At 53.7% G+C, this 12,423-nt stretch carries 14 protein-coding genes; all 14 read right to left on the reverse strand.

Going from position 1 to position 12,423, the window contains the following annotated elements; all coding sequences use genetic code 11:
- The coding region (locus WIH05_RS01795) for a twitching motility protein PilT (protein ID WP_337424895.1) at nt 1-406 on the reverse strand (406 nt) is incomplete at its 3' end.
- Between the two features lie 91 nt (nt 407-497).
- Nucleotides 498-1,487 carry a serine hydrolase gene (locus tag WIH05_RS01800; protein WP_022274601.1) on the reverse strand — a complete coding sequence of 330 codons (990 nt, stop codon included), beginning with the start codon at nt 1,485-1,487 and terminating at the stop codon, nt 498-500.
- Nucleotides 1,484-1,879, reverse strand: a complete 396-nt coding sequence (locus WIH05_RS01805; RefSeq protein ID WP_022274602.1) for a methylglyoxal synthase — start codon at nt 1,877-1,879, stop codon at nt 1,484-1,486. Before WIH05_RS01805 ends, WIH05_RS01800 begins: the two co-directional genes overlap by 4 nt.
- Nucleotides 1,880-1,890: 11 nt before the next feature.
- Nucleotides 1,891-3,021: an FtsW/RodA/SpoVE family cell cycle protein gene (locus tag WIH05_RS01810; protein ID WP_215655360.1), complete on the reverse strand. Its 1,131-nt coding sequence runs from the start codon at nt 3,019-3,021 to the stop codon at nt 1,891-1,893.
- Entirely contained in the window at nt 3,022-3,306 is a 285-nt protein-coding gene (minE, locus tag WIH05_RS01815) for a cell division topological specificity factor MinE (protein WP_022274604.1), read from the reverse strand.
- A gap of 3 nt (nt 3,307-3,309) precedes the next feature.
- Entirely contained in the window at nt 3,310-4,101 is a 792-nt protein-coding gene (minD, locus tag WIH05_RS01820; protein WP_022274605.1) for a septum site-determining protein MinD, read from the reverse strand.
- Between the two features lie 106 nt (nt 4,102-4,207).
- Nucleotides 4,208-4,873, reverse strand: coding sequence for a septum site-determining protein MinC (locus tag WIH05_RS01825; protein ID WP_022274606.1), 666 nt, complete (start codon nt 4,871-4,873; stop codon nt 4,208-4,210).
- Between the two features lie 45 nt (nt 4,874-4,918).
- Complete coding sequence (locus WIH05_RS01830; RefSeq protein ID WP_022274607.1) at nt 4,919-7,798, reverse strand: penicillin-binding transpeptidase domain-containing protein; 2,880 nt, start codon at nt 7,796-7,798, stop codon at nt 4,919-4,921.
- Complete coding sequence (gene mreD, locus WIH05_RS01835; RefSeq protein WP_022274608.1) at nt 7,791-8,324, reverse strand: rod shape-determining protein MreD; 534 nt, start codon at nt 8,322-8,324, stop codon at nt 7,791-7,793. The genes WIH05_RS01830 and mreD overlap by 8 nt, the downstream gene beginning before the upstream one ends.
- Nucleotides 8,314-9,156 (reverse strand): rod shape-determining protein MreC, encoded by an 843-nt coding sequence (mreC, locus tag WIH05_RS01840; protein WP_022274609.1) that lies wholly within the window; start codon nt 9,154-9,156, stop codon nt 8,314-8,316. The genes mreD and mreC overlap by 11 nt, the downstream gene beginning before the upstream one ends.
- 2 nt (nt 9,157-9,158) lie before the next feature.
- Nucleotides 9,159-9,860, reverse strand: coding sequence for a DNA repair protein RadC (gene radC, locus WIH05_RS01845; protein WP_022274610.1), 702 nt, complete (start codon nt 9,858-9,860; stop codon nt 9,159-9,161).
- 51 nt (nt 9,861-9,911) lie between these two features.
- Nucleotides 9,912-10,163, reverse strand: a complete 252-nt coding sequence (locus WIH05_RS01850; RefSeq protein ID WP_022274611.1) for a DUF4321 domain-containing protein — start codon at nt 10,161-10,163, stop codon at nt 9,912-9,914.
- 106 nt (nt 10,164-10,269) lie between these two features.
- A complete protein-coding gene (locus tag WIH05_RS01855; protein WP_022274612.1) occupies nt 10,270-11,550 on the reverse strand; it encodes a methionine gamma-lyase family protein in 1,281 nt (426 codons plus the stop codon).
- Nucleotides 11,551-11,601: 51 nt separating this feature from the next.
- Nucleotides 11,602-12,423, reverse strand: an 822-nt coding sequence (miaA, locus tag WIH05_RS01860) for a tRNA (adenosine(37)-N6)-dimethylallyltransferase MiaA (RefSeq protein WP_337424896.1), incomplete at its 5' end; no start/stop codon positions are given.

A 12,423-nucleotide genomic window follows, 5' to 3' on the forward strand; every position in this document is an offset into this window, starting at 1 on the left:
GAACCATATCCTTTGCGGAAGCAGGAAGCTCTTCTCCGTCCATAGAAATGCTAAGTACAAAGTTTACATGGTATTTTGTACTTACCTGGTCAAGCTCAGCCAGGGTTGCAGAAATATCTTCGCCCTCCAGACCGGCGAGCTTTAAAAAACTGTCCAGATACATAACCTCCAGATCATGATCCTGGGAAATGATTCCGCAGATAAAACCAACAAAAGCCTCAGCGCTATGTACCGGGAACTCCGCAACATTGATCAGACGGATCTTGTTGCTCAGTTCATACATATGCTTGGAGCTTTTATCTAAATATACGATAGAACCCTTGGATTCCTTTACGGCATTGTTAGCCATATCCAGTAAATATTTTGTTTTGCCTTTTCCTTTTTTTCCAGCGATAATCTGCACCATAACGATCTCCTCCTTGGATTTTATATAATTTGTATAAAAAATCGTTTGATTATGATATGATTATAGACTATTTGCTTAAAAATTGCAACGACTATTTGTCAATTTTGGAAATAATATTTGTCATGTCCTCATAAAGGTGCGCCCGGCTGTCAGCTCCCATGATCACAGAGGCGTATTCTCTCCCATCCTCTGTCCTGGTCCCCATAATAAGACAGTACCCGGCCGCCTTTGTTGTCCCGGTCTTTCCGCCAAAGACCGCCAGTCCCTCCGGCGTTTCGGCCTTTCCATTCATATAATAATTCCCTACGGTCCAGGAGGCCGTTTTCTGGCTTCCATCGCTGCCCATATAGACTGCCGTATGATCGTGGGTCCCGATGATGGTCCGGAACGTATCGTAGGACAGTGCCTCATAGAACATCAGATACAGATCGTAGGCTGTGGTATAATGGTCCGGATCCGTAAGGCCGTTGGCATTGACAAAGTGGGTCCCCGTGGCTCCCAGGCGGGCCGCCTCCTGATTCATCATGGATACGAAGCCCTCAATGGAGCCTCCCACATGGACGGCAATGGCATTGGCCGCATCGTTGCCCGAGGGGATCATCAGCCCGTAAAGCAGGTCTTCCAGGGACATCTGGTCTCCAGGGACCACACCGGCCATGGAGGAGCCGGATTCCGTTATGACGGCTTCCTCCGGTACCGTCACAAGATCCGACAGATTCCCGTATTTTAAAGCCACGATGGCCGTCATGACCTTGGTGGTGCTGGCCGGATTCATCCGTTCCGTCAGAGCCTGCTGGTAAAGGGCCGTTCCTCCATCCAGGCTTAAGACTCCGGCAGCCCTGGCTGAAAGAGCCGCCTCTCCCTCTCCAGGGCTGTCGTCTCCTTCTTTTGGCACGGCCAGTCCAGCGGCAAAGCCGGGAGCCCGGCCATCTCCATCCTCTGCCGTAAAGCGGACGGCACGGTCGTCATACGAATACGCATGCTCCAGGCCGCTCTTCTTCCCGCAGCCGGTGACCAGAATTACAAGGGCTGTGACAAGAAGAACGGCTCTGGGTCGTCTGTGCTTTCCGTCTATGATCATTTATACATTTCCCGCCATTCCAGATCTCCCCGGTCCAGGGCCTTAATGAGCAGCTCTGCCGTGGCCAGGTTGGTAGCCAGGGGAACGTTGTGGATGTCACAGAGCCTTACGGCCTTATTGACGTCTGGCTCATGGGACTTGGGCGATAAGGGATCCCGTAAAAAGATCACCAGGTCCATATCGTTGCTCTCGATCTGGGCTCCCATCTGCTGCTCTCCGCCCAGATGTCCGGGCAGGTATTTATGAACGTTTAAGTTGGTGACCTCCTCGATCAGCTTACCGGTGGTACCGGTGGCATAAAGGTTATGCTTACATAAAATACCCTTGTAAGCGATGCAGAAATTCTGCATCAGTTTTTTCTTGGAATCATGTGCGATCAATCCTACATTCATACGGTTCCCTCCTAAAATTCCAATTTTCTTTGCTGTAAGCCGACATTGAGTAAAATACCTATTCCTATATAAAGACTTGCCAGGGAGCTGACACCATAGCTGATGAACGGCAGCGGAAGACCCGTGTTGGGAAATACGCCGGTGGCAACTGCAATATTGGTAAAGGACTGGAATCCCACCAGGGCCGCCATACCAGTACAAAACAGCCGCCCGGCCATGTCCCTCGCCCTGGATGCCATCCTCAGGCACTCAAAAACAAACAGGAGGAACAGCAGCAGGACGATCATACAGCCGATAAAGCCCAGCTCTTCGCCGATGACGGAAAAGATAAAGTCTGTATGCTCTTCTGACAAAAAATTTCCATTTTTAACTGAAATGGCTGTGTCGTTAAAAAGCCCTTTTCCGTAAAGACGGCCAGAGCCGATGGCCATTTTGGAATTATCCTGCTGGAGGTTCAGCTCCGCATATTTTCCGGGATTGATAAAGGCCAGGATCCGGTTTATCTGATAAGGCTCCAGAAAGGGCATCATATTGTGTTCTGCCAGCCAGACCACCAGGGCCAGGGAGGGCACCGCCACAGCCAGGGCGCCCGCGATCCACTTATAGCTGATCCCAGCCATATAGATCAGGCAGAGGATAAAGAAAACGATCACGATGCTGGTGGACAGGTCCGGCTGCTTTAAGATCAGAGCCAGAGGCACCGCCGCCAGCACTGCCGCCGTCACCAGCACCGATGGCCGGTTGATCTTCTCCTGGTTCTTCTGAAGGAACCAGGAGAAGAAAAAGATCAGTCCGATCTTCACAAACTCCGAGGGCTGGAACCGGCCGATGACAGGCAGGTCGATCCACCGTCTGGAGCCGCCCCCAAAGCCGCCCAGCTGGCCCGCAACGATCACCGCCAGGAGAATTCCCACACAGCCGATATACACCAGACCGCAGCATTTCATCAGCTTCCGGTAATCCATCAGCGAGATGGCGATGGCTAACATCAAGCCTCCGAACAGGCCGATGAGCTGGCGGTTCACGTAGCTTCTGTCACCGCCTACGGCGCTGTTTATGACCACAACGCCCACAAGATTCAGGGCCAGCACATAAAACAGCAGCCGGAAATTATAGTTTCTGAAATTGTACTCTGAAAACATTTAAAGAAAAGTCCCCTTTGTGCTGAGGACACGGATGGGGATGCTGGCATAGAGGACCGGAATACGTCCACAGGTCCCGGGCCCATCCATCTTGGTGATCTTGATCTCCAGCCCATCCGTATCGATCTCCATGTATTTTGATATGGCTTTTATCATATCGTCCTTGATCAATTCAAGGATCTCCGGCGTACATCCCGCCCGGTCCGAGATAAGTAAAAACTGGAGCCGCTTTTTTGCGATGGTCCCGGAGTTCCTCTTTGTCAGGATTTCCAACAGATTTACCATTCCCTAGGCCCGTTTAAGAAATCCCTGGAACCTGGAAAAGATCCCCCTGCTCTTCTCAAGATCCATCAAGGGTACCTCCTGACCAAGCACCCGTCTGCAGATATTGAGGTAGGCCTGTCCCGCAAATGGGTTCATGCCTACGATCGGCTCTCCCTGGTTGGTGGAAACGACGATCTGGGCGTCGTCGGGAATGGCTCCCAGGATCGGGATCCCCAGAATGTCCGTCACATCCTCAATGGACATCATATCGCCTCTCCGCACCATATCCATGCGGATCCGGTTGACGATGAGATCGGTCTTAGTGATCTCGCTGGCCTCCAGAAGACCGATGATCCGGTCGGCATCACGGATGGCAGAAACCTCCGGCGTAGTGACCACAAAGGCCCTGTCGGCTCCCGCAATGGCATTTTTAAAGCCCTGCTCGATCCCTGCCGGACAGTCCAGAAGAATAAAATCGAATTCCTCCCTCAGATCGTCCACCAGCTTTTTCATCTGGCCCGGGGACACGGAAGACTTGTCCCTGGTCTGGGCAGAGGGAAGTAAAAACAGGTTCGGATATCTTTTGTCTTTTATAAGGGCCTGCTTCATACGACAGTTGCCCTCCACGACGTCCACCAGATTGTAGACGATGCGGTTTTCCAGTCCCATGACCACGTCCAGGTTCCTGAGGCCGATATCGGTATCGATCAGTACGACCTTTTCCCCCAGCATGGCAAGACCAGTTCCAACATTCGCAGAGGTCGTCGTCTTGCCTACACCCCCTTTACCGGATGTAACAACAATGACTTCACTCATAAGAATATCCTCCTGTATTCAGTTGTGGCAGCAGCCGTCCAGGATCTGGAGGACAGTTACTGCTTATCTATTCTATTTTACATGATAAACAGAAAATTTTCCAGTCCTAAATGAAATTTAGTGCACTTAAAAAGCTCTTTTTTATGGGTTCCGAACAAATCCGCCCATTTTTGACAAGAATCATCATGGGGCCCCAGCCCAGGAGCCGCCCCTTTTCTGCCTTCTGGAACGCAAGATCCGAGATCCTTACCTGGGAGGGCGCCATCTCCATGGCCACCACCACGGCATTCCTGTTTCCAGACAGGCCCGCCTGGGCCGTTCCCTTTAAGGTCCCAAGGATAATGATGTTTCCTTTAGCCGATACCCTGGCCCCGCAGTCCACGTCGCCGATGACGACGATGCTGGCCTCGGATTCCAGGACGTCCCCGTTCCTCAGATTCCCCTTATAAAACTGGCCCGTGCTGGCAGAAAGCTCCATGAGCTTTTCATTTAACGCCTTCTCGCACCTGCGGATCCGTTCCGCATCCGCGTCGATGAGGCACAGGATCTCGATCCCGGAATTTTCTGTGATGGCGTTGACCACAGAAAATTCCTCCTCCGGCGACAGCCTCCTTCCCTCCAGGGTCAGGGTCATCTGGGCAGAGCCCCAGAACCGGGCCGTCTCCCTGAATTTCTTTTTTACCGCCTCCAAAAGCTCTGTAAAGGGAAGGGCCGGATCCAGGTACACCGTCATCCCGGCCTTATTTCCCTTTATGACCACTGGGTTCTGCATGAAAGAAGCCTCCTTTTTACTATAAAAGTCCCGGATCCCTTGGCATCAGTCTCCGATCTCCACGTTGGAAACGTTCAGAGCGCTGTTGTTTAAGATATAATCCAGATCTGTATAGCCGTAGTAATACCGGTAGATATTCTTGGCCGCCGTGGCCGCATTGGACGAGGAATAGCCGTAAGGAATGTTGACGGTCACAGCGATCTCCGGATCCTGGTAGGGCGCAAAGGACACGAAGAAGGCATGGTTGATGATATGGCCGTTTTTCAATTCCTCAGCTGTACCCGTCTTACCGGCAATATCCACCTCCAGATCGCTGAAGATCTTCTTAGCCGAGCCGTCGGAGATCACCTTTCTCATACCGCTATGGACCACGTTCCAGGTGGAATCGGCAATGTCCACGGTGGACCGTACCTCCGGCGTATAATCGGTGATCAGATTCCCCTGGGAATCGGTGAGCTTATCCAAAAGGCTCAGCTTAAATACCGTTCCCCGGTTGGCAATGGCCGTGATGTAACGGGCCAGCTGCACATTGGAGTAGGAATGGTTGGCCTGGCCGATGGAGGAGGCCTCCGGCTTTTCTGTGGTCATCTGGGGACTCTTTTCTGAGATCTCAATGCCCGAGGTCTCGTCCAGCCCGAACATGGCCGCATATTTCTGGATCTTTTCGATTCCCAGCTCCGGAGAATACGTGCCGTTCTCATCCATGGAGAGCCGGTGACCCATGTCTGCAAAGAACACGTTGCAGGAATTCATGATGCCGTGCTCCGCATCCAGGGGACCGTGCTGGCCCGGATAGATCCAGCACCGCATATGGGGGGTGATCTCCTGGTACATACCTGTACAGTTGACTGTATCAGAAAGACCAATGGCCTTTTCCTCCAGGGCGGCCACGGCCATGATGGGCTTAAACGTGGAGCCCGGGGCTTTCTGGGCCTGGGTCGCATTGTTGAACAGCGGCAGGGACATGTCGTTGTTCAGCTTATTATAGTATTCCGCATCCACTGTACCAGAAAACTTATTGTTGTCATAGCTGGGATACGTCACCAGGGCCCGTACCTCTCCCGTCTTCACATCGGTCACCACGCATCCGGCCGAACAGGGATCCAGGGCCAGCTGGGCCGGGGTGATCTCAATATCCGAGATCTTCTGGCGGATGAACTGGAAGGCATACTCGTCTCCGTTGGCCTCCAGCATCCGGACCTCCGTCTCATCGTAAGCCAGGATATTCTGGGAATACAGGGCCAGGCACAGCTCCTTTCCTGTGACAGAACCGCCGTTTATGAGATACTTATAGATCCATTTTGAAAACTCGCTGTCTGTTTCCAGGTCCCCGATCACATAATCCACCAGGATCTGGTAAATGTGGTCGGCGTCGGAATATTTATCCTCCATCTTAAGCTTCGTGGTGTCGATCCAGTTTTCAGCGATCCCCTTATAAAGATACTCCCTGAGGCTCACCGTCTCCGCCGCCCATGCCTGGTACGTCTCGGAATCCCGGTCGATCCGGTCTCTCACCACCACCTCCTGGGACACCAGGTAGGAATAAATATACTGCATATAGGATTTCTGGTCTTCACCCAGGGAGGCCATGGGAGCCGCATTCTCGTTTAACAGCTCCGACCGGATCCAGGAAAGGGTCTGCTCCCTGGACTGGCTGTACTTGGCGTAGATGGATTTTTCCACCTGGGAGGCCTCCGGGGCAGAAAACGCGTCCATGTCCAGCACATTGTTGTTGATCAGCTGGAAGTACACATCCTTCACCGGAATGGGGATATTGGAGCCCTTTTTGTAATCTGTCTCCTCCAGATCCCGGTTCACCAGCTTGTTGGTGATGATACCGGCCAGCTGCTGCTCCAGAAGATTATAGATCCCGATCTGCAGATCCCGGTCGATGGTCAGATACACGTCGTTTCCGGCCTTGGGATCGGTCTTCTCCACGATCTCCACGATCCGTCCCGTGCTGTTCACATACATGGTCTGGGAGCCCTTTTTCCCCTGGAGCTCCGGCTCCATGGAGGCCTCGATGCCGGTCTTTCCCACCAGATCCGTCAGCTCGTAATCGGGATTGGTCTCCTTGAGCTTTTCCAGCTCATCATCCCATACCTTTCCTGTGTAGCCGATGATGGGCGCAAAGTAAACGCTGTCATTGTAAACGCGGAGGGTGGTCTCCTCGATGGCCACGCCCTTAAGATCCGCCGAGTTTTCCAGAACGTCGGTCATGGTCTCCCGGCTCACGTTGGAGGCGATGGTGGTGGTCATATATTTCTGGTAAGCCGTAAAGCCCATGGTATAACGGATATTGATGATCCCCAGAGCCTCCTCATCCGTAAGCGTCACAGGATCTCCGTCCTCATCCGTCAGCTTATCCAGCCCATAGTCCTTAAATTTGGCGTCGAACATCTCCCTGGGAGTGATATCCGAGGGCGTGCTCCCGTCCTCTGCATCCAGCTCCGAGGGGGATTTTAAGCCGTAGTAGTCGCTGATGAACCGCTTTCTGGCCGTCTCGCTGGAGGTGGTGTAGACCATTTCCCCGGAGGGCTCGATGGCCACGGCAAATTCTCCCCGGACCTTTTCTCCGTGGCGGTTTAAGATCTGCACCAGCAGAAGGAGCATCCGGTTTCTCTCAGCGGTGGTGGTATAATCTCCGTTGTCCTGGATCGTCACATTATAAGCCAGCTGGTTATAAGCCAGGAGATTCCCGTTGCGGTCATAGATATTGCCCCGGGTCCCCGCCAGCATGATGGTTTTTTTTGTTTTGGTCATGTAGTTTTCCTGGTATTCCTCGCCCTCGATGATCTGGAGCCGGAAGATCTGGACGGCCAGGATCCCGAACAGGAATACAAAAAACACTCCCAGGATAAAGGTCCTGGAAGCCAGAAGCTTTTTCAGCGACTCCTTCAGTATCTCATACAGGTCGTTAAGCAATGGTCGTGTCTCTCCTTTTTTTCATCTCTTCCAGCTTCCTGCTGATAAACAGGAACAGGCGGTAAACGGCCAGCGTCGTCACCACCGTGAACACGGTTTCCGGGAGGATGATGTTTATAAGGTAATACCCAAAGCCCAGGCGTCCCCGGAACAGAAAGCCGAATACATACAGGTACAGGTTGTATGCCAGTTCATTGACCACGCTGAGGGCCAGGGGCAGCGTGATATAATCCTCGTAATAATATCTGGTGGCAATGCCGTTTAAATATCCCATCCAGATATAGAACAGCGTATAAAATCCCATGGGGCCGCCGGAGGAAAGGTCCATCAGCAGTCCGGCCACCAGTCCGTAGCACATGCCCGACGCGCTTCCCCGGATAAACCCAAAGGAGAAGATCAGGATCAGCATCAGGTTCGGGTAGGCTGAAAGGAACGGCAGCAGCGGGAACACGCAGGTCTGGACCGAAAACGCCAGCAAAAGCAGGACAAGGTTCAGCGCGATCTGTTTTAAATTACTATTCATCAAATTCAGGCCCTGCCTCCTTTAGATCTGTGATCACCAGCACCTCCTGGAGACGGTCGAACTGGGCCACCGGGATCACGTAGCCGGATTTCGTCAGGTTGTCATTGTAGTCCACCGTGATATCCGTAGCATAGCCGATGAGGATACCCGGCAGGAATTTTTCACTGATGTTGGAGGTTACGATCATATCCCCGTCCCGGATATCGTCGTCCTTTTCCATATATCCCAGGTTCAGCCGCCCCTCCTTGAACAGCTTAAGATCCCCGGACACCATGCACGTATCCCCGGACTGCTGGGCCATGGCGCTGACCTGGCTGGAATCGTCGATGATGGACCGGACCGTGGCATAGTTGGCTCCCACATCCGTGACGATGCCCACTAAGCCGCCGCCGGCAATGACGTTCATATTTTCCTTAATACCGTCGTCCGCCCCCTTGTCGATGCGGAACACAGAAAACCAGTTTCCTGAATCCTTGGCAATGATCCTGGCCCCCACCTTCTGGTACTGCATGTACTGGGTATCCAGCTCATAAAGCTCCCGGAGCCGCTCCAGCTCCTGCTGCTCTGCCCGGAGCCTTGTGTTCTCCTCTGTGAGTTCATCCACCTGGGCCTTTAAGGTCTCGTTTTCCTTCATGGCGTCCTTTAAGCTCCCCAGGGCGCTGGCCTCCTTATAGATGCTTCCGCCCACGGCGTTGATCCCCGACTGGATCGGGACCAGCACATAGCCCACCGCATTCCGCAGCGGATTTAAAAGACTGCCGTTTAAGGATGTAATGCCGATCATGCAGACACAGACTGCCGACAGTCCGAATAAAAAATATCTGGTGTTTTTCATTGTTACAGAATTCCCCGTTCTTTCAGGCTCACATAGGAAGTATCCCCGATTATGATATGGTCTAACAGCGGGATGCCGATCAATTTCCCGGCCTCCTCCACCCGCTTTGTAAACAGGCAGTCCTCCCGGCTGGGGGCAGCGTCGCCGCTGGGATGGTTATGGAGCAGGATCACCGAGGAGCCCCGGTAGCGGAGAGCCTCAATAAACAGCTCCCTGGGCGTGGCCAGGGAGGCGTTGACCGTCCCCTTGGAAATATCCACATCCCGGATCAGCACATTTTTCGTGTTGAGCACCAGGAGCTTCACATGCTCCTGCTCCATATGACGCATCTCCTCCATAAAATAATCGGCGATCACCGCCGGATGGTCGAAGACCAGCTCCCTGCCGGATCGGACCGCCTTCCAGATCCGTCTGGAAAGCTCCCCCACTGCCGCCAGCTGGATGGCCTTCACGTTTCCGATGCCCCGGACTGCCTTATAGTCCGGCAGCGTATGATGAAGAAGGCCGGGAAGTCCCGGAGGATCTCCCAGCGTCAATATCTTCTCTGCCAGAGCCCTGGCAGAAATATCCTTTGTACCGGTCCTCAGGATCACAGCTAAAAGCTCCGCATCCGATAAGACCTCCACGCCCTGTTCCATGGCCTTTTCATAGGGCCGTTCAGAAACAGGCAGGTTTTTCATGGTTTCGGTTCTCTTTTCATTCATTCTGGTACACCTGGCCTTTCCGGCTCTCCAAGTACCTTACTTCTCCCGGTGTCAGATGAAATGATACGTCAGAATGGCGATGATCACGCCAATGATGCTGGCCATGGTGATCCGGATGCTCAAGCCAAAGGTAATGACCAGGATCCCAAGGTTCAGTACCAGGGGATCATTTAACCCAAAGGACTGGCCAAAGTTCAGCCAGGATAAAAACGGCACTCCCGACGCCGCCTCCCCGATGAAGCCGCCTAAGACGATACCGGATAAGACCATGAGCAGAAGCACCCAGGAATTTTTGCTTCTCATGATACTACCTCGCGTATGCTACACAATATAACACATTTTTCCATTCAATACAATGCGTCCGGCCAGAAACCGCCGCCGTCACTTCTTAAAAGTTTCTTTAAATTTTTTAAAGATTTACGATCCCCGCGTCACAAAGCTTCTGTAAGGACATTAAGATCCCCAGCTTTGCATGGTACCAGGTGAGGCCTCCCTGGAAGTAAACGGCATAGGGCGGCTTGATGGGCGCGTCGGCAGAAAGCTCGATGGAGGCTCCCTGGATAAAGGCCCCGGCTGCCATGATCACGTCGGAATCATAGCCCGGCATGGCCCAGGGCTCCGGCGTTACAAAGCTGTCCACCGGTGCTGCCGCCTGGATCCCCTCACAGAACCGGATCACGCCCTCGGGAGTCCCGAAGGTAATGGCCTGGATGATGTCGTGACGGCTCTCGCTTCCGTTGGGAACAACGCCAAAGCCCAGCTTCTCATACAGGTTTGCGGCAAATACTGCGCCCTTTAAGGCCCCGGCCACCACCGTGGGGGCTAAGAACAGGCCCTGGTATAAGGACTGGCTGACGCCCAGGCTGGCACCCACCTCTTTGCCCAGGCCGGGAGCCGTCAGACGGTAAGCTGCCCGCTCGATGCAGTCCTTTCTTCCCACGATATAACCGCCGATGGGAGCCAGGCCGCCGCCGGGATTTTTGATCAGGGAGCCGACGATCATATCCGCTCCCACATCTGTGGGCTCCAGGGTCTCCACAAATTCGCCGTAGCAGTTGTCCACCATGCAGATCACGTCGGGCTTTATGCTCTTTATGAAGGAGATCAGCTCCCCGATCCGCGCCACGGAAAGGGTGGGACGGGTGGCGTAGCCCTTGGACCGCTGGATCTCCACCAGCTTCGTCCGCTCATTGATGGCCTTCCGGATCCCTTCAAAATCAAAGCTGCCGTCGGGAAGCAGATCCACCTGGCTGTATGTGATGCCGAACTCCTTTAAGGAGCCCACGGAATCCCGGATGCCGATAACCTCCTCCAGGGTATCGTAGGGCTTTCCCACCGGGGACAGGATCTCGTCTCCAGGTCTTAAGTTGCCCGAAAGGGCCACCGTCAGGGCATGGGTCCCGGAGATCAGCTGGGGACGCACCAGGGCGTCCTCGCCGTGAAAGGCCCTGGCGTATACCTCCTCCAGGGTATCCCGGCCCAGATCGTTATAGCCGTAGCCGGTGGTGCCTGCAAAATGGATATCGCTGACCCTGGCCTCCTGCATGGCTTTAATGACCTTCAGCTGATTATACTCCGCCACCCCGTCGATCTCCTCAAACCGCTCCTTTAAGGCAGCCTCCGTTTCTCTGGCAAATTTAAGCACTTTCTCGGAAATTCCGAGCTGTTCATACATTCCTGTAAGTTCCATGACTTTATTTTCGCTCCTTCTTCTTTCCTCCGGCCCTGCCGCCGGTTCCCGTTACTCTATGATCTTCCGTTCCTTAAGATCCCTGATCATCCATTCCAGGATCTGATCCCGGTCAAAGGAAAACCGTTCCTGGTCCACCCAGGTCACATCCCGTTCCCGCTTAAACCAGGTCAGCTGCCGCTTGGCAAAATGCCTGGTATCCCGCTTGAGGATATAGACAGCCTCCTCCAGGCTGGTCTCCCCGGAAAGGCAGTCCAGGATCTCTTTGTAGCCCAGGCCCTGCATGGACACCAGATCCCTGGTGCAGCCCATGGCCTTCAGCCTCTCCACCTCGTCCACCAGGCCGTTTTCCAGCATCTCGTCCACCCGCCTGTCAATGCGGGAATAAAGCCTTCCCCGGTCCATATTAAGGACGTAATAGGCAAAGTTGTAGGGCGAGGTCTTCTCTCGCTCTGCGGCGTTGTGGGCGGAGATCTTTTCCCCGGTCTTTTCGTAAAACTCCAGGGCGCGGATCACCCGCTTCACATTGTTTTCATGGATGGCCTCTGCCGATTCCGGATCCCGCTCCATTAACATCTTATGGAGGACCGGCGGCCCTTCCTTCTCTGCCAGCGCCTCCAGCCTGTGCCTGTATTCCATATCTCCGTCGTTTTCCGTAAAATCGATGTCGTATAAAAGGGCCTGGATATAAAAGCCCGTCCCTCCGGCCACAATGGGGATATGGCCGTTTTCCCGGATCCTTTTCATGGCCTTTTTCGCCATATCCTGGAATACCACCACGTTGAAGGCTTCCTCCGGATCCAGCACGTCGATGAGGTAGTGGGGGATCCCGTCCATCTCCTCTTTCGTCACCTTGGCAGAGCCCACGTCCAT

It is taken from the genome of Alitiscatomonas sp., assembly GCF_037242085.1.
GTDB classification, from domain to species: Bacteria; Bacillota; Clostridia; order Lachnospirales; family Lachnospiraceae; genus Alitiscatomonas; species Alitiscatomonas aceti.